The organism is Agrococcus sp. TSP3-2-1 (genome assembly GCF_049897585.1).
Lineage (GTDB): Bacteria > Actinomycetota > Actinomycetes > Actinomycetales > Microbacteriaceae > Agrococcus.
In genome coordinates this window covers 278,514-294,379 of the sequence record NZ_JAFCWN010000003.1, presented here as the reverse complement: position 1 = coordinate 294,379, position 15,866 = coordinate 278,514, and the positions used below count along the sequence as shown (strand labels likewise).

The 15,866-nt window shown below is 72.9% G+C and carries 15 protein-coding genes; 10 read left to right on the top strand and 5 right to left on the bottom strand.

The genetic code is table 11. The features are described 5' to 3' along the window. Positions 1-12: 12 nt before the first annotated feature. The 4 genes from ACP7BI_RS06180 to ACP7BI_RS06165 are packed head-to-tail and all read left to right on the top strand — an operon-like array spanning position 13 to position 5,121. Entirely contained in the window at positions 13-1,602 is a 1,590-nt protein-coding gene (locus ACP7BI_RS06180) for a tripartite tricarboxylate transporter permease (RefSeq protein WP_425844420.1), read from the top strand. Then, positions 1,599-3,104: an MmgE/PrpD family protein gene (locus ACP7BI_RS06175; RefSeq protein WP_425844418.1), complete on the top strand. Its 1,506-nt coding sequence runs from the start codon at positions 1,599-1,601 to the stop codon at positions 3,102-3,104. The genes ACP7BI_RS06180 and ACP7BI_RS06175 overlap by 4 nt, the downstream gene beginning before the upstream one ends. Continuing rightward, on the top strand, positions 3,104-4,030 hold the full coding sequence (gene prpB, locus ACP7BI_RS06170) for a methylisocitrate lyase (RefSeq protein ID WP_425844416.1): 927 nt from the start codon (positions 3,104-3,106) through the stop codon (positions 4,028-4,030). The genes ACP7BI_RS06175 and prpB overlap by 1 nt, the downstream gene beginning before the upstream one ends. Further along, on the top strand, positions 4,027-5,121 hold the full coding sequence (locus ACP7BI_RS06165) for an oxidoreductase (protein WP_425844415.1): 1,095 nt from the start codon (positions 4,027-4,029) through the stop codon (positions 5,119-5,121). Before prpB ends, ACP7BI_RS06165 begins: the two co-directional genes overlap by 4 nt. 8 nt (positions 5,122-5,129) lie before the next feature. On the opposite strand, the gene ACP7BI_RS06160 is transcribed toward ACP7BI_RS06165, so the two are convergent. After that, complete coding sequence (locus ACP7BI_RS06160; RefSeq protein ID WP_425844413.1) at positions 5,130-5,474, bottom strand: type II toxin-antitoxin system PemK/MazF family toxin; 345 nt, start codon at positions 5,472-5,474, stop codon at positions 5,130-5,132. Continuing rightward, positions 5,471-5,716, bottom strand: coding sequence for a ribbon-helix-helix protein, CopG family (locus ACP7BI_RS06155; RefSeq protein WP_425844411.1), 246 nt, complete (start codon positions 5,714-5,716; stop codon positions 5,471-5,473). The genes ACP7BI_RS06160 and ACP7BI_RS06155 overlap by 4 nt, the downstream gene beginning before the upstream one ends. Before the next feature lie 157 nt (positions 5,717-5,873). On the opposite strand from ACP7BI_RS06155, the gene ACP7BI_RS06150 reads away from it, so the two are divergent. Next, positions 5,874-7,037: an acyl-CoA dehydrogenase family protein gene (locus ACP7BI_RS06150; protein ID WP_425844409.1), complete on the top strand. Its 1,164-nt coding sequence runs from the start codon at positions 5,874-5,876 to the stop codon at positions 7,035-7,037. A gap of 17 nt (positions 7,038-7,054) precedes the next feature. Here the strand turns inward: ACP7BI_RS06150 and ACP7BI_RS06145 are convergent, their stop codons facing one another. Continuing rightward, positions 7,055-7,573: an SRPBCC family protein gene (locus tag ACP7BI_RS06145; protein ID WP_425844408.1), complete on the bottom strand. Its 519-nt coding sequence runs from the start codon at positions 7,571-7,573 to the stop codon at positions 7,055-7,057. A gap of 240 nt (positions 7,574-7,813) precedes the next feature. On the opposite strand from ACP7BI_RS06145, the gene ACP7BI_RS06140 reads away from it, so the two are divergent. Further along, entirely contained in the window at positions 7,814-8,968 is a 1,155-nt protein-coding gene (locus ACP7BI_RS06140) for a bifunctional 2-methylcitrate synthase/citrate synthase (protein ID WP_425844407.1), read from the top strand. A 4-nt stretch (positions 8,969-8,972) separates the two neighbouring features. Further along, on the top strand, positions 8,973-9,800 hold the full coding sequence (locus ACP7BI_RS06135; RefSeq protein ID WP_425844405.1) for an aldo/keto reductase: 828 nt from the start codon (positions 8,973-8,975) through the stop codon (positions 9,798-9,800). Positions 9,801-9,940: 140 nt separating this feature from the next. On the opposite strand, the gene ACP7BI_RS06130 is transcribed toward ACP7BI_RS06135, so the two are convergent. After that, positions 9,941-10,612, bottom strand: coding sequence for an alpha/beta family hydrolase (locus ACP7BI_RS06130; protein ID WP_425844404.1), 672 nt, complete (start codon positions 10,610-10,612; stop codon positions 9,941-9,943). Between the two features lie 93 nt (positions 10,613-10,705). On the opposite strand from ACP7BI_RS06130, the gene ACP7BI_RS06125 reads away from it, so the two are divergent. Then, entirely contained in the window at positions 10,706-11,125 is a 420-nt protein-coding gene (locus ACP7BI_RS06125) for a DUF2695 domain-containing protein (RefSeq protein WP_425844402.1), read from the top strand. 129 nt (positions 11,126-11,254) lie between these two features. After that, positions 11,255-13,021, top strand: a complete 1,767-nt coding sequence (locus ACP7BI_RS06120; RefSeq protein ID WP_425844400.1) for a thioredoxin domain-containing protein — start codon at positions 11,255-11,257, stop codon at positions 13,019-13,021. 153 nt (positions 13,022-13,174) lie between these two features. Here ACP7BI_RS06120 and ACP7BI_RS06115 read toward each other — a convergent pair whose 3' ends face one another. Continuing rightward, positions 13,175-14,872: a dolichyl-phosphate-mannose--protein mannosyltransferase gene (locus ACP7BI_RS06115; protein ID WP_425844399.1), complete on the bottom strand. Its 1,698-nt coding sequence runs from the start codon at positions 14,870-14,872 to the stop codon at positions 13,175-13,177. Positions 14,873-14,992: 120 nt separating this feature from the next. On the opposite strand from ACP7BI_RS06115, the gene rsmI reads away from it, so the two are divergent. Continuing rightward, positions 14,993-15,811: a 16S rRNA (cytidine(1402)-2'-O)-methyltransferase gene (gene rsmI, locus ACP7BI_RS06110; protein ID WP_425844398.1), complete on the top strand. Its 819-nt coding sequence runs from the start codon at positions 14,993-14,995 to the stop codon at positions 15,809-15,811. Positions 15,812-15,866: the final 55 nt, after the last annotated feature.

Below are 15,866 nucleotides of genomic sequence, written 5' to 3'. Positions count from 1 at the left end.
GGGAGTGCTCTGATGGAAGGCCTCGAGGGACTCCTCTACGGGTTCACGGTCGCGTTCACGCTCCAGAACCTGCTCTTCGCCCTGCTCGGCGCCTTCGTCGGCACCATGATCGGCGTGCTGCCGGGCATCGGGCCGGCGCTCACGATCGCGCTGCTGCTGCCGATGACCTACGGCATGCCTGTCGCGAGCGCGTTCATCCTCTTCGCCGGCATCTACTACGGCGCGATGTACGGCGGCTCGACGACCTCGATCCTGCTGAAGACGCCCGGCGAGTCGGGCTCGATCGTCGCCGCGATCGACGGCAACATGATGGCCCGTGCGGGTCGCGGCGCAGCGGCGCTCGCGACCGCCGCGATCGGCTCGTTCATCGCCGGCACGATCGCCACGGTGCTCGTGGCGATGTTCGCGCCAGCGATCGTCGACGTCGCCGTGATGCTCGGCGCGCGCGACTACTTCGCGCTCATGGTTGTGGCCTTCCTGACGGTCGGCGCGCTCGTGGGAGGCTCGCCGCTCCGCGGCCTCATCTCGCTCGCGCTCGGCCTCACCATCGGGCTCGTCGGCATCGACTTCCAGTCGGGCCAGGATCGCCTGACGTTCGGCATGCCCCGCCTGCTCGACGGCATCGACACCGTCGTCCTCATCGTCGCGCTCTTCGCGATCGGGGAGGTGCTCTACGTCGTCGCGCACCAGACGTCTTCGAAGTACGCCGTCGCATCCATCAAGGGCCAGTCGTGGATGACCCGCACCGACCTCCGCCGCTCGTGGAAGCCGTGGCTCCGCGGCACGGCGATCGGCTTCCCGCTCGGCGTCATCCCCGCCGGCGGCAGCGAGATCCCCACCTTCCTCTCCTACTCGCTCGAGAAGAAGCTCGCGAAGGGCGAGCGCAAGCAGGAGTTCGGCAGGGGAGCGATCGAGGGGGTTGCCGGCCCCGAGGCGGCCAACAACGCCAACGCGGCCGGCACGATGGTGCCGCTGCTGACGCTCGGCATCCCCACCTCCGCGACCGCGGCGATCATCCTCGTCGCGTTCCAGCAGTACGGGCTGCAGCCGGGGCCGGCGCTGCTCGAGAACGAGGGCGCCCTCGTGTGGGGCCTCATCGCGAGCCTGTTGATCGGCAACCTCATGCTGCTCATCCTCAACCTGCCGTTCGTCGGCGTGTGGGTGAAGCTGCTGAAGATCCCGAAGCCCTACCTGTTCGCGGGTATCGCGACCTTCGCGCTGCTCGGCGCCTACGCGGTCAACGGCGCGTCGTTCGACGTGCTGCTGCTCATCGCGTTCGGTGTCGTCGGCTACCTCCTGCGGCGGTTCGGGTTCCCGATCGCCCCGGTCGTGGTCGGCGCGATCCTCGGGCCGCTCGCCGAGCTCCAGCTGCGCCGTGCGCTCGACATCTCCGCGGGCGACCCGCTCACGCTCGTGAGCTCGCCGTTCGCGCTGATCGTCTACATCACGCTCGCTCTCGTGCTGCTGCTGCCGACGCTCATCAAGCGGCTCTCGCAGCGCCGCCTCACTCGAACCACCATGCTTGACACCGTGCCGAACGACGGCACCGACGACCTCGAGCCGTCCGCGCCCGCACGAAACCGAACGAAGGAGACGCCATGATCACGCACGAGGTACGCGCCCGGAAGTCCGCCGAGAACCTGTCCCGCGAGGAGCAGCTCGCGTGGAAGATCGCCCAGGTCGCGGTCGACCCCGTCGAGGTCGAGGCCGAGGTCGTCGAGATGATCGCGAACCGCATCATCGACAACGCGGCCGTCGCGGTCGCGAGCCTCAACCGCGCACCGGTCGTCTCGGCCCGCGAGCAGGCGCAGCGCCACCCCTACACGCCGGGCGCGGCGATCTTCGGCGTCGACGACCGCGTGAGCCCGGAGTGGGCGGCGTGGGCGAACGGCGTCGCCGTGCGCGAGCTCGACTTCCACGACACCTTCCTCGCCGCCGACTACTCGCACCCGGGCGACAACATCCCGCCGATCCTCGCGGTCGCCCAGCACCTCGGCTGCGACGGCGCGGCGCTCGTGCGCGGCCTCGCGACGGGCTACGAGATCCAGGTCGACCTCGTGCGCGCCATCAGCCTCCACAAGCACAAGATCGACCACGTCGCCCACCTCGGGCCGTCGGCCGCCGCCGGCATCGGCACGATGCTCGGGCTCGAGCCCGAGACGATCTTCCAGGCCGTCGGCCAGGCGCTCCACACCACGACCGCCACGCGCCAGTCGCGGAAGGGCGAGATCTCCACCTGGAAGGCGCACGCCCCGGCCTTCGCGGGCAAGATGGCGGTCGAGTCGGTCGACCGCGCGATGCGCGGCCAGACGAGCCCCGTGCCCATCTACGAGGGCGAGGACGGCTTCATCGCCTGGCTGCTCGACGGCTGGGAGGGCGTCTACCACGTGCCGCTGCCCGCGCCGGGCGAGCCGAAGCGCGCGATCCTCGACACCTACACGAAGGAGCACTCGGCCGAGTACCAGGCGCAGGCGTGGATCGACCTCGCCCGCCGCCTCGGCACCGAGCGCCCCGAGCTGCGCGACCCGGCGAACATCGCCTCGATCGTGCTGCACACGAGCCACCACACGCACTACGTCATCGGCTCGGGCGCGAACGACCCGCAGAAGTACGACCCGACCGCGAGCCGCGAGACGCTCGACCACTCGATCCCCTACATCGTCGCGGTCGCGCTCCAGGACGGCGGCTGGCACCACGTCGACTCCTACGCGCCCGAGCGCGCGTCGCGCCCCGACACCGTCGAGCTGTGGAACAAGATCTCCACGCTCGAGGATGCGGTGTGGACCGAGCGCTACCACGACCCCGACCCCGACAAGAAGGCGTTCGGCGGCCGCATCGTCATCGAGCTGACCTCGGGCGAGACGGTCGAGGACGAGATCTCGGTGGCGGATGCGCACCCGGCCGGGGCGCGCCCGTTCGGCCGCGCGGAGTACGTGCAGAAGCTGCGCACGCTCGCGCAGGGCATCGTCGACGACGCCGAGCTCGACCGCTTCCTCGGCCTCGTCGAGCGACTGCCGGAGCTGACGCCTGCGGAGGTGCGCGAGCTCAACCTCCGCGCTCCGGCCGGCACCGTCGACGCCGGCACGACGCAGGGCATCTTCTAGTGCTCTCGAGCCCGGTCACCCCGAACGAGAAGCGCAAGGCGTTCCGCGCAGGCCTCGCGTCGGGACGCATCCAGCGCTTCCCCGGAACCTTCACGCCGCTCACCGCGCCGCTCATCCAGGAGCTCGGCTTCGAGGGCGCCTACATCTCGGGCGCCGTCATGTCGGCCGAGCTCGGGCTGCCCGACATCGGCCTCACGACGCTCACGGAGGTCGCCGAGCGCGGTCGGCAGATCTCGCGCATGACCGATCTGCCGACCCTCATCGACGCCGACACCGGCTTCGGTGAGGCGATGAACGTCGCTCGCGCGGTGCACGAGCTCGAGGACGCGGGCGTCGCGGGCCTCCACCTCGAGGACCAGGTCAACCCCAAGCGGTGCGGCCACCTCGACGGCAAGGAGGTCGTCTCGCTCGACAAGGCGGTGCAGCGCATCGCGGCGGCCGCGAGCGCCCGCCGCGACAGCGACCTCGTCATCATGGCGCGCACCGACATCCGCGGCGTCGGCGGTTCTGGAAAGGCCGGCCTCGAGGCGGCGAAGGACCGCGCGAAGGCGCTCGAGGCCGCCGGCGCCGACGCGATCTTCCCCGAGGCGATGGCTTCGCTCGAGGAGTTCGCCGCCATCCGGGATGCCGTCGACGTGCCGATCCTCGCCAACATGACGGAGTTCGGCAAGAGCGCCCTGTTCACGCACCAGCAGCTCGAGGATGTCGGCGTCAACATCGCCATCCACCCGGTGTCGCTGCTGCGCATCGCGATGGGTGCGATCGAGCGTGAGCTGGGTCTGCTCAAGGAGACGGGCACGCTCGACGGTGCCGTCGAGCGCATGCAGACGCGCGCGCGGCTCTACGAGCTCAACGACTACGCCGCCTACAACGCGTTCGACGAGGGCGTGTTCAACTTCGACGTGCCGACCGGCGCGAGCGCGTGAGCCTGCTCTTCTCGCCCGTCGCGGTCGGGCCGCTCGAGGCGCGCAACCGCGCGTGGGTCTCGCCGATGTGCCAGTACTCCTGCGAGCAGCAGGACGGCATGCCGAACGACTGGCACCGCGAGCACCTCGCGTCCTTCGCGCGCGGCGGCGCCGGCCTCGTGATGACCGAGGCCGCCGCCGTCGTGCCCGAGGGCCGCATCTCGCCGCAGGACGTGGGCATCTGGAACGACGCCCAAGCCGAGGCGTGGGCGCCGATCGCCGCGCGCATCCGCGCCCACGGCGCCGTGCCCGCGATGCAGCTCGCCCACGCGGGCCGCAAGGCGTCGACGTATCGTGCCTGGAGCGGGCGCGGCTCCGTGCCCGCGGACGAGGGCGGCTGGCAGAGCGTGGGTGCGGGGTCGGATGCGTTCGGCCGCTTCGCGCCGCCGCGCGCGCTGGGCACCGACGAGGTCGCGCAGCTGCCGCAGGCGTTCGCCCACGCCGCCCGTCGCGCCGTCGCCGCGGGCTTCGAGGCGCTCGAGGTGCACGCCGCCCACGGCTACCTGATCCACCAGTTCCTCTCGCCGATCACGAACGCACGCTCCGACGAGTGGGGGCCGGATGCGTCGGGCCTGTCGACGAGGCTCCTCCGGCTCGTCGTCGAGGCCGTCCGCGAGGCTGCGCCCGACGCGGCGCTCCTGGTGCGGCTGAGCGCCTCCGACTGGGTCGAGGGCGGCATCGACACCGCGCGGACGATCGAGCACGTGCGGGTCGCGGCCTCCGCGGGCGCCGACTGGTTCGACCTCTCCTCCGGCGGGCTCGACCCGCGGCAGGAGATCCCGCTCCAGCCCGGCTACCAGGTGCACTTCGCGCGCGCCGTGCGGGAGGCGACCGGGGCGAAGGTCAACGCCGTGGGCCTCATCGACGAGCCCGAGCGCGCGGAGCGGGTGCTCGCCGACGGCGACGCCGACGCGGTCATGCTCGCGCGCCCGTGGCTGCGCAACCCGCACTGGGCGCTCGAGGCCGAGGTCGTGCTCGACGGCGCGGTCCCCGCCGACGACCCGCACGCATCCGTCTGGCCTCCCCAGTACACGCGGGCGCGGCTGGTCTAGCGGACGGTTCAGACGCCGGTGACGAGGCGGACCCCGTCGGCGACCTTCGAGAGCACGTAGGCCGGCACTCGACCGACGGGGTACGGGTCGACGAACTCCCGGCTCACCGGCCCGAGCTGCGAGACGACGGCGACCGAGTCGCGGTCGAGACCCGAGGCATCCACGGGTACGAGCACGTTGCCGGGAAAGGCCTCGAGCGCGACGTTGGACGTCAGCGGCACGACGAGCACCGTGGCGATCGCGGAGGCGAGCAGCCAGTCCTCCTGCAGCACCACCGCAGGGCGCCGCTTCGCCGGTTCCGAGCCGAGCGGCGACCCGAGGTCGACCCACACCACGTCCCCGTGGGCGATCACCAGTCGGTGCCCTCGCTGATGATGCGCTCCGACTCCCGGAGCAATGGGCTGTCGGCGGACGGTTGGCCGACGCGGGCGACGACCGCGTCGGCCATAGCCGTGAGCTCCGCCTCGCCCTCGAGCTCGTCGGCGAGCCTGCGGCCGGCGCGCCGGTAGAACTCCGAGCGGTTCATGCCGTGCCGAGCGGCGATCCGCTCGAAGCGTTCGAAGTCGGCGTCCGGGATCGATATCGCGGTCTTCATGCCGTCGAGTATAACGAGTAATACCGCGCCGCTCCAGGGGTGCGTGCCGTACAGTGCTGGACGACTGCTCAGCGCGGAGCGCAGCCGAGCGGGTCGCGATCCGACCTACGGCTCCTCGCGCTCGAAGGGCGGTCCCCTTCCAGAACGAGGAGCCGGCATGACGATCGACCTGACCACCTACGCCTTGAGCGACGAGGAGCTCGACCTCGCGCGCGCCGTGCGCGACTTCGCCGACAAGGTGGTCGCGCCGGCCTCCTACGAGGCCGACCGCACGAAGACGCTGCCGATGGACGTCGTCGCGCAGATGGGCGAGCTCGGCCTGTTCGGCATCCCGTTCCCCGAGGAGCACGGGGGCCAGGGCGGCGACTACTTCACGCTCGGGCTCGCGATCGAGGCGCTCGCGCGCGTCGACCAGTCGATCGCGATCACGCTCGAGGCGGGCGTGAGCCTCGGCGCGATGCCGATCCACCTCTTCGGCACCGACGAGCAGAAGGCAGAGCTGCTGCCCGACCTGCTCGAGGGGCGCGCGCTCGCGGGCTTCGGCCTCACCGAGCCCGAGGCGGGCTCCGACGCCGGTGCCACGCGCACGACCGCGCGGCTCGAGGGCGACGAGTGGGTCATCAACGGCGCGAAGCAGTTCATCACCAACTCCGGCACGCCCATCACGCGCTTCGTGACGGTCACCGCCGTCACGGGGGAGCGGGACGGCCGCAAGGAGATCTCGACGATCATCGTGCCGAACGGCACGCCGGGCTTCACGATCGAGGCGCCCTACGACAAGGTCGGCTGGCACGCCTCCGACACGCATCCGCTCACCTTCCGCGACGCGCGCGTGCCGGCCGGCAACCTGCTCGGGGAGCGGGGTCGCGGCTTCGCGGGCTTCCTGCACATCCTCGACGAGGGGCGCATCGCGATCGCGGCGCTCGCGACGGGCGCGGCCGAGGGCTGCCTCGAGGCGTCGATCGACTACGCGCAGCAGCGCACCGTCTTCGGCGAGCCGCTCGCGACGCGCCAGAACGTGCAGTTCGTCATCGCGCGCATGCAGGCGCGCGTGCACGGCGCCCGGCTCGCGTGGCACCACGCGGCGCGGCTGCGGGATGCGGGCAAGCCGTTCAAGACGGAGGCCGCGATCGCGAAGCTCGTCTCGAGCGAGGCGGCGATGGACAACGCGCGCGACGCGACGCAGATCTTCGGCGGCAACGGCTTCATGAACGAGTACCCCGTCGCGCGGCACTACCGCGACTCGAAGATCCTCGAGATCGGCGAGGGCACGAGCGAGGTGCAGCTGCTCGTGGTGGCGAGGGCGCTCGGGCTGGCCTGAGCCCTCGCCCCTGACTGCTAGGCCGACGGCGCGAACTCGAACTCCGGCTCGGCGTTCGCGCCCGTCGTGCCGTGCTCGGCGCCGTCCTCGACGAACGCCTTGAGCCGCGCGTTGAGGTCGGCCCAGCCGTAGTCGTAGCCCGAGCCGGTGCCCTCGACGTCGTCGTCGCCCCACAGGCGCACCGCGTCGTGCTGGAGCGTGACGCGCGTGCCGGCATCCGTCGACTCGAGCTCGTAGCGCGCCTCGCCCGCGTAGGCGGGGCCCATGCCCATCTGCCCCGTCCAGGCGTAGGCGCGGCCGGGCTCGCACGCGGTGACGATGCCCCACAGCGCGGTCGCGTCGCCGCGCCGCTCGAGCACGGCCCCGCCCGCGCGCTGCGGGAACTCGAGCTGCCGGCCGGTGCCCTCGAGCATGAGGTAGGGCGAGCCCCACCAGCGGTGCGGCTCGTCGACGAGCGCCTGCCAGACGCGCTCGACGGGGGCGGCGATGTCGATCGCCTGGCGGACGTGGAACTCGTGCATGTCGGGTCGAGCCACCCGATGGTGGCCTGGTAGAGGGCGGATGCGTTGAGGGCGTTCTCGCGCTCGCGGCCGCGGTCGGTCACGAGCACGAGGTCGGCGGCGCGGAAGACCGCACACGTCGATGGTGCACCTGCGCTCGGCGCCCGTCGAGAGCTGGCGCCTCGGCATCGCGCACCTCGTTCGCCCGGCGAACGAGTTCCGAGCGACCGTGCCCTAGAGTCGGTTGCGGTTCCCGCCTCTCGACCTAGGAGCACCATGGCCGACATCAAGAAGGGCCTCGCCGGTGTCATCGCAGACACCACCGAGGTCTCGAAGGTCAACCCCGACACGAACTCGCTGCTCTACCGCGGCTACCCCGTGCAGGAGCTCGCGCTCACCCAGCCCTTCGAGGCCGTCGCGCACCTGCTCTGGCACGGCGACCTGCCCACCGCTGAGCAGCTCGCCGAGCTGCGCGCGAAGGAGCGCGAGCACCGGGCGCTCCCCGAGAACGTGAAGACGGTCATGGATGCGCTCCCCACGACAGCGCACCCCATGGACGTCGTGCGCACGGCCGTCAGCATCGTCGGGGCCAACGACCCGACGACCGAGGACGCATCCGCCGATCTCGAGAAGGCCTTCCGGCTCTTCGCCGTGCTGCCCGCGATCGTCAGCTACGAGCAGCGCCGCCGCAACGGCCAGGGGCTGATCGAGCCGCGCGACGACCTCGACTACGCCGCGAACTTCCTCTGGATGTCGTTCGGCGAGGAGGCCGAGCCCGTCGTCGTCGAGGCGTTCAACCAGTCGATGGTGCTCTACGCCGAGCACTCGTTCAACGCATCCACCTTCACCGCCCGCGTCATCACCTCGACGCTCGCCGACCTCTACTCCGCCGTCACAGGCGCGATCGGCGCGCTCAAGGGGCACCTGCACGGCGGCGCGAACGAGGCCGTGATGGAGGTCTTCGACGAGGTCGGCTCGGCGGATCGGGCGGATGCGTGGATGCAGTCGGCACTCGACGAGAAGCGCAAGATCATGGGCTTCGGGCACCGCGTCTACAAGAACGGCGACTCGCGCGTGCCGACGATGCGCGCCGCGCTCGAGCGGCTCGTCGAGCACTACGACCGGCCCGACATGCTCGAGATCTACCGCGCGCTCGAGCAGGCGATGGCCGACCGGAAGCCGATCAAGCCGAACCTCGACTTCCCATCGGGGCCGGCGTACGCGCTCATCGGCTTCGACGTGCCGATCTTCACGCCGCTGTTCGTCGCGGCGCGCGTGACGGGCTGGACCGCCCACATCATCGAGCAGCGCGCGAACAACGCGCTCATCCGCCCCCTCTCGGAGTACGTCGGCGTCGACGAACGGCATGTGCCGGGCATCGACGCGGAGGCGCTGCCGGAGGACACGTCCACGATCGAGGAGACCGAGTAACCGCATGACCATCCCCACCCTGCAGCTCAACGACGGCCACACGATCCCGCAGCTCGGCTTCGGCGTCTTCAAGGTCGACCCGGCCGAGACCGAGCGCATCGTCACCGAGGCGTTCGAGGCCGGCTACCGCCACATCGACGCCGCGGCGATCTACCGCAACGAGGAGGGCGTCGGCCGCGCGATCGCCGCGAGCGGCATCCCGCGCGACGAGCTCTTCATCACGACGAAGCTCTGGAACGACCGTCGGGGCGCAGCCGAGACCCGCGCCGCGATGGGCGAGAGCCTCGAGAAGCTCGGGCTCGACCACGTCGACCTCTACCTCATCCACTGGCCCGCACCCGCCAACGGCAGCGTCGTCGAGACGTGGGAGACCTTCGCCGAGCTGCGCTCGGAGGGCCTCACGACCTCGATCGGCGTCTCGAACTTCGACGAGCGCTTCCTGCCCGGCGTGCTCGAGACCGGCATCGTGCCGGCTGTCGACCAGATCGAGCTGCACCCGCAGTTCCAGCAGCGCGCCGCGACGGCGCTCGCCGCCGAGCACGACATCAAGATCGAGGCGTGGGGGCCGCTCGGCCAGGGCAAGGTCGACTACTCGGCGACGGTCATCGGCGAGATCGCCGAGCGCCTCGGCGTCTCGTGGGCGCAGGTCACGCTCGCGTGGCACCTCGCTGCCGGCCGCATCGTCTTCCCGAAGTCGAACCGCCCTGAGCGCATGGCCGAGAACCTTGCCGCCGCCGAGGTGACGCTCTCGGCCGACGACATCGCCGCGATCGACGCGCTCGACCAGGGTGCGGCCGGCCGCGTCTCGGCCGACCCCGCCGAGACGAACTAGCGCTCGCTCGAGCGGTCGTCCTATTCGGACCCGTTCTCGGCACGCGGACCCCGGATCTCGGGTCCCGCTGCCGAGAACGGGTCCGTTCCGCGTTGCGCCTGCAGGGGAGGCGGCGCGGGGCGCCGGCGCGGGTTGAGCGCTCAGCGCAGCAGCGCCGCGATGCGCGGACCGAGCGCCTCGGCGACCCGCTCCTGGTCGCGGTCTCCCTTCGCGACGAGGAACGAGTGGTCGCCGCCCGGGACCCAGTCGACGCGCGCGTCCGGCAGCCGCTCGACGAGCCGGTCGAGCAGATCGCCCGACTGGAACGGGTCGTTCGTGCCCTGCAGGAACCGCTGGCGCAGCGCGATCGCGTCGAGGTGCGCGTCCTTGAGCCGCTCGGGCTTGCCGGGCGAGTGCAGCGGGTAACCGAGGTAGAGGAGCCCCGCCGCCGGCATGCCGCCCGCGACCGCCGCTGCCGCCATGCGCCCGCCGAACGACTTGCCGCCCGCCCACGGGGCGTGCGGGAGGAGCGGTGCCACCGCATCCATCACCGCGAGCCAGGTCGCGATCGCGCTCGGCTCGCGCTCGGGCTGGCGCTTGCCCGCCTGCGCGTTCGGGAAGCTCGCGCGCGCGACGGCGATGCCGGCAGCCACGAGCCCGCGCGCCGCGCCGACCATCCATGGGCTCGTCGCCGAGCCGCCCGCGCCGTGCATGAGCACGAGGCTCGCCCACGGGTCGCGCGGCACCTCGACGATCGCGTCGACGTGCGGCACGGTCGGGTGCTCGATCGCGACGGGCACGATGCTGGTCTCGTCGAGGGCGTGGGCGTCCATGCCTCGAGCCTCGCACGCCTCGCTCGCGCCGCTCTCCACAACCGCGCGGATGCGTCGCGCCGGCGGGGCGCGGATCCTGCCACCCTGCGCCGCATGGAGCCATCGATCGCCGACGAGGCGGAGTCCTACCTGCACGGCCTGCTCGAGGAGTGGGCGACGCCGCAGCCCGGCGAGTGCATCGCCTGCTACCTCGACCGCGCGCTCGAGGGCGGCGGCTGCGACGGCGACCTGCGCTTCGCCGAGCGCTACCGCGACCTCGTCGCGCCGCGCGCGACGGCACTGCTCGCTCGGCTGGAGTCCGCCGGCGGGTACTGCGACTGCGAGGTGCTCGTCAACGCCATGCAGCCGGCGTGGCACCTGTGGTCGACGAGCCGCGAGATCGAGGTCGACGGGCGCACGATCGTGCTCGAGGCCGAGCCGCCCGAGTCGATGCCGCCGTGCCTCGGCGTGCGGCGCGGCTCGACGCAGCCGTGCCGCAACTGGCATCGGATGATCCGGCGCGGGCGATGGTGAGCGGCGGCGAGGGGCGGCAGCGCGGGCCGCCGGTGGTCGCGGACGCGGGCGACCGCAGCGCCGGCGCCGGCGCGATCGAGCGCCTTCGCGAGCACGCGGCGCCCAGCCTCGCGGAGTAGCGTCCCGCGCATGGAGCGACCCGTCGACAACCGGCTCGCGCAGGCCGCGAGCGAGTACCTGCGGCTGCACGCCGACAACCCCGTCGACTGGCGCGAGTGGGGCGAGGAGGCGTTCGCCGAGGCGCGGGAGCGCGGGGTGCCCGTGTTCGCCTCGGTCGGCTATGCGACGTGCCACTGGTGCCACGTCATGGCGCGCGAGTCGTTCGCCGACCCCGAGATCGGGCAGCGGCTGCGCGAGGGGTTCGTCGCCATCAAGGTCGACCGCGAGGAGCGGCCCGATGTCGACGGTGCCCTCATGAGCGCTGCGAGCGCCTTCACCCGCAACCTCGGCTGGCCGCTGAGCGCCTTCCTCACGCCCGACGGGCTGCCCTTCTTCGCGGGCACCTACTTCCCGCCCACGAGCCGGCAGGGCTTGCCGGGCTTCGGCGAGCTGCTCACGGCGATCGGGCAGGCGTACCGGGAGCAGTCGGATGCCGTGCTCGCGACCGCGGCGGGCGTGCAGGAAGCGCTTCGGGACGCGGCACGCGGCGCCGGCGGGGAGGCGCCGAGCGCCGAGGAGGCGCGCGCTGCGCTCGCCTCCGTCGAGTCGGTCGAGGACAAGTGGCACGGCGGCCTCGGCGAGGGGCAGAAGTTCCCGCAGCCGGGTCTCATCGTGGCGCTCGCCGAGCCGCGCACGGCCGCGCTCGCACCGGGGCTCGCGGAGCGGCTGCTCGACGCGGCCGCGGGTGACGGCGACGTGGTCGCGGCGGGCGGCTACTCGAGCCTCCGCGGCCGCGACGGCGGCTTCTTCCGCTACGCGACGCAGCGCGACTGGACAGTGCCGCACTTCGAGCGGATGCTCGTCGACAACGCGCAGCTGCTGCACGCCGCGACGCTGCTCGGCCGTGAGCGCGTCGCCACCGGCGTCGTCGGCTTCCTCGGCGACGTGCTGCGACTGCCGGGCGGCGCGTTCGCGATCGCCGAGGACGCCGAGTCGACGGTCGACGGCGAGCGCGTCGAGGGCGGCTGGCACCTCGCGGCCGACCCCGACGCGCCCGGCGTCGAGCGGCCCCCGCTCGACCGGCTCGTCGTCACCGCGGCGAACGGGCTCGCGATCGAGGCGCTCGCGACCCGAGCGCTCCGCGACGACGACGAGCGCGCGCTCGAGCTCGCCCGGGGTGCCGCCGAGTTCCTGCTCGAGCACCACGCGGCCGACCCCGCCGCGCTCGTGCACGCGAGCCTCGAGGGCCGCCCCTCGCGTGCCTCGGCCACGGCCGCCGACGCCGGCTGCCTCGCCTCGGGGCTCCTCGCGCTCACCGCCGCGACCGGCGAGGCGCGCTGGGCGGTCGCCGCGCGCGCCATCCTCGCGGCGGCACCCGACCCCGCCGCGCCGACCGGGCAGGGGCCGGCCCTCGAGCGCGGGCCGGACTCCGACGGCGATGCCCCTTCGGGCCGGTCGGCGCTCGCCGGCGCGCTGCAGCAGCTCTACGCGCTCACGGGCGATGCCGTCCACCTCGAGCACGCGCAGCGCGTGCTCGACGCGAGCCTCGCGATGCGCAACCCGCTCGCCGGCGCCGCGACCCTCCGGGTCGCGGCGCTGCTCGCCGAGCCGCCGCGCACGACCGTGCTCGTCGGCGAGCCGCCGATCGGGCACCGGCGCGAGCCGGGCGCCGTCATCGCGTCGCCCGCGCGAGCGGTCGAGCTCGCTGCCGCAGGCTTCTCGCTCTACGAGGGCAAGATCGAGCCGGGCGCCTACCGCTGCGAGGCGTTCGTCTGCGAGCTCCCGCAGCGCTACTGACTCGAGCGCTACTGACCGGAGCGCTACTGACCGGCCGCCGAGACGCTCCCCGGCCTCGGCTTCCGTTCTGCAGGCGATCCGGGCTGCTGAAGGGGAGTGCTCCCTCCGCAGCCTCGAATCACCTGCAAAGCGGGAGGAGGTGCTGGAGGTGCGTCAGCGGCCGGGCCACATCGGCGGCCAGTAGCGCAGCCTGATGAGGTCCGACTCCATCTGGATGCCGTACCAGACCGGCATGAACCACAGCGAGACCGCGATGGCGACGACCACGATCACGGCGACGACGGCCCAGCCGGCCGCGCGCCGCTCGGCGCCGTCGTCGATCCGGGCGGGCGGCGGGACGGCGGCGGCGACGTCCGTCTCGAGCGGGGTCGACGCATCCGTCGCCACTCGCCTCGGCCCCACGAGCAGCTGCAGCGCGTGGGCGAGCCCGATCACCATGAACGGCAGCATGACGATGGCGTAGAAGAAGAAGATCGTGCGCTCCGGCACGAGCAGCCACGGCAGGTAGCCGGCCGCGACGGCGACGAGCAGGAAGCCCGCGCGGCGATCGAGCGAGCGGCCGAAGTGGAACAGCAGCACGCCGAGCGCGACGACCGAGGCGTACCAGACGAGCAGGTTCGGCAGCGCGGTCACCCACCACGTGCCCTCCGCGCCCGAGACCATCTCGAAGCCCGTCGGCCGGCCGAGGTAGAACCACTCGAACGCCGGCGACTGGTAGCTGTGGTCGTTCGTGAGGCCGACGTGGAAGCCGAACTGCTGCACGTGGTACTGCCACAGCGACTGCAGGCCGAGCGGCACCCACGCGAGCAGCCCGCCCCAGCGCAGGTCGGCGCGCTCGAGCATGAGCTGCGAGCCCCAGCCGCCGTCGAACCAGCCGGCGTAGCTCGCGACGTAGGCGACGAGCGCCGGCCCGCACAGCAGCACGAAGCTCGCCGGCGCCTGCGAGAGCAGCGTGCCGAGCCACGGCGAGCGGTAGCCGGCGCGGCGGCGGTCGAGCGCGTCCATGAGCACGGTCCACAGGCCGAACGCGGCGAGGAACGCGGCGCCCGACCACTTCGTCGCGCACGCGGCGCCGAGCAGCACCCCCGCGACGATGATCCACGGGCGGTTCCACATGGCGGCGAGGATGCGCTGCGGCCGGTCGGCGAGGGCGCGCACGGTGCGCGCGGGGGAGCCGCGCCGGTCGATGAGCAGCGCGCCAGCGCCCGCGAGCACGAACATCGCGAGCACCCCGTCGAGCAGCGCCGTGCGACTCATGACGATCGCGAGCCCGTCGATCGCCATGAGGAAGCCCGCGAGGCTCGCGAACGCGACCGAGCGCAGCAGCCCGCGCGCGACCGCGTAGGTCAGGCCGACGACGGCGATGCCGGCGAGTGCGCTCGGCAGCCGCCACCAGAACGGGTCGGCCATGCCGAACACGGCCATCGCCATGCCGATGATCCACTTGCCGAGCGGCGGGTGCACGACGTAGTCCGGCTCGTCGGTGAGGCCGCCGGGGTCGCCCGCCTCGAAGCGCTCGTCGCTGCCCTCGACCCACTCGCCCTCGTAGCCGAGCTGCCAGGTCGACCAGCCCTCCTTGACGTAGTAGGTCTCGTCGAAGACGAGCACACCGGGGTGGCCGAGGTTCGTGAGCCGCACGAGCGCGGCGAGCGCGAGGATGGCGACCGGCGCGCCGATCTCGATGCGGCGACGGATGCGCGGCTCGAGCAAGCGCTGCTCGACGGAGGCGTACGCGGCGGTGAGCCGCCCGCCGACCCGGCCGGATCGGCGCGAGGGCGCGGACTCGACCGCCACCTCGACGTCGTCGCGGTCGTCGACGCCGTCGGCGTCGGCGGTGCGGGGCAGGGTCACACGCCCGATTGTCGCATCGCCGCCCGTGGCTGCCGCCGTGCGCGCTTCGACACGCTCTGCCGCCTGCGGCGGCGGAGCGGCTCAGCGGGCGGTAGGAGGCCCGCGGGCTAGCCTGGCCGGGTGATCATCCTCGGGGCGACGCCCATCGGCAACCTCGGCGATGCGAGCGGGCGGCTGCGCGAAGCGCTCGCCACCGCGCCGGTCATCGCCGCCGAGGACACCCGCACGACCCGCCAGCTGCTCCGCGCCCTCGGCATCGACGCGCAGCCGCAGCTCGTCGCGCTCCACGAGCACAACGAGGAGGCCGCCTCGCCCGCGCTCATCGAGCGCGCTCGCGAGGGCGACGTGCTCGTGCTCACCGACGCCGGCATGCCGACCGTGAGCGACCCGGGCTTCCGGCTCGTGCAGGCCGCGGTGGCCGCGGGCGTCGAGGTGACGTGCCTGCCCGGCCCCTCCGCGGTGCTCACGGCGCTCGCGCTCTCGGGCCTGCCCACCGACCGCTTCGCGTTCGACGGCTTCCTGCCGCGGAAGGCGGGGGAGCGCGACCGCATGCTCGCCTCCATCGCCCGCGAGGAGCGCACCGTCGTGCTCTTCGAGGCGCCGCACCGGCTCGCCGAGTCGATCGAGGCGATCGACCGCGCGATGCCCGGCCGACGCATCGCCGTCGCGCGCGAGCTCACGAAGCGCTTCGAGGAGGTGCGGCGCGGCACGGCCGGCGAGCTGCTCGAGTGGGCGCGCGCGGGCGTGAAGGGCGAGATCGTGATCGTCGTCGAGGGCGCGGCGCCGGTGCTCGCCGAACTCGACGCCGCTGTCGAGCAGGTGCTGCGGCTCAAGCAGGGCGGGATGCGGCTCAAGGACGCCGCGGCCGAGGTCGCGGAGGCGACCGGGCACCCGCGGAACGCGCTGTATCAGGCCGCGCTCGCGCATCACCGGCCCTAACCGGGGCCCGGGACGGGCCCCGGCGCTGGGGTCGCGGCGGAGGCCAGCAATGGCC

Coding starts and splice junctions, on each gene's coding strand:
- ACP7BI_RS06130 (WP_425844404.1), bottom strand. CDS start 10,612: ATGGACGCCCACGCCCTCGACGAGACCAGCATCGTGCCCGTCGCGATC.
- ACP7BI_RS06135 (WP_425844405.1), top strand. CDS start 8,973: ATGACCATCCCCACCCTGCAGCTCAACGACGGCCACACGATCCCGCAG.
- ACP7BI_RS06150 (WP_425844409.1), top strand. CDS start 5,874: ATGACGATCGACCTGACCACCTACGCCTTGAGCGACGAGGAGCTCGAC.
- ACP7BI_RS06125 (WP_425844402.1), top strand. CDS start 10,706: ATGGAGCCATCGATCGCCGACGAGGCGGAGTCCTACCTGCACGGCCTG.
- ACP7BI_RS06180 (WP_425844420.1), top strand. CDS start 13: ATGGAAGGCCTCGAGGGACTCCTCTACGGGTTCACGGTCGCGTTCACG.
- ACP7BI_RS06155 (WP_425844411.1), bottom strand. CDS start 5,716: ATGAAGACCGCGATATCGATCCCGGACGCCGACTTCGAACGCTTCGAG.
- ACP7BI_RS06120 (WP_425844400.1), top strand. CDS start 11,255: ATGGAGCGACCCGTCGACAACCGGCTCGCGCAGGCCGCGAGCGAGTAC.
- ACP7BI_RS06140 (WP_425844407.1), top strand. CDS start 7,814: ATGGCCGACATCAAGAAGGGCCTCGCCGGTGTCATCGCAGACACCACC.
- ACP7BI_RS06175 (WP_425844418.1), top strand. CDS start 1,599: ATGATCACGCACGAGGTACGCGCCCGGAAGTCCGCCGAGAACCTGTCC.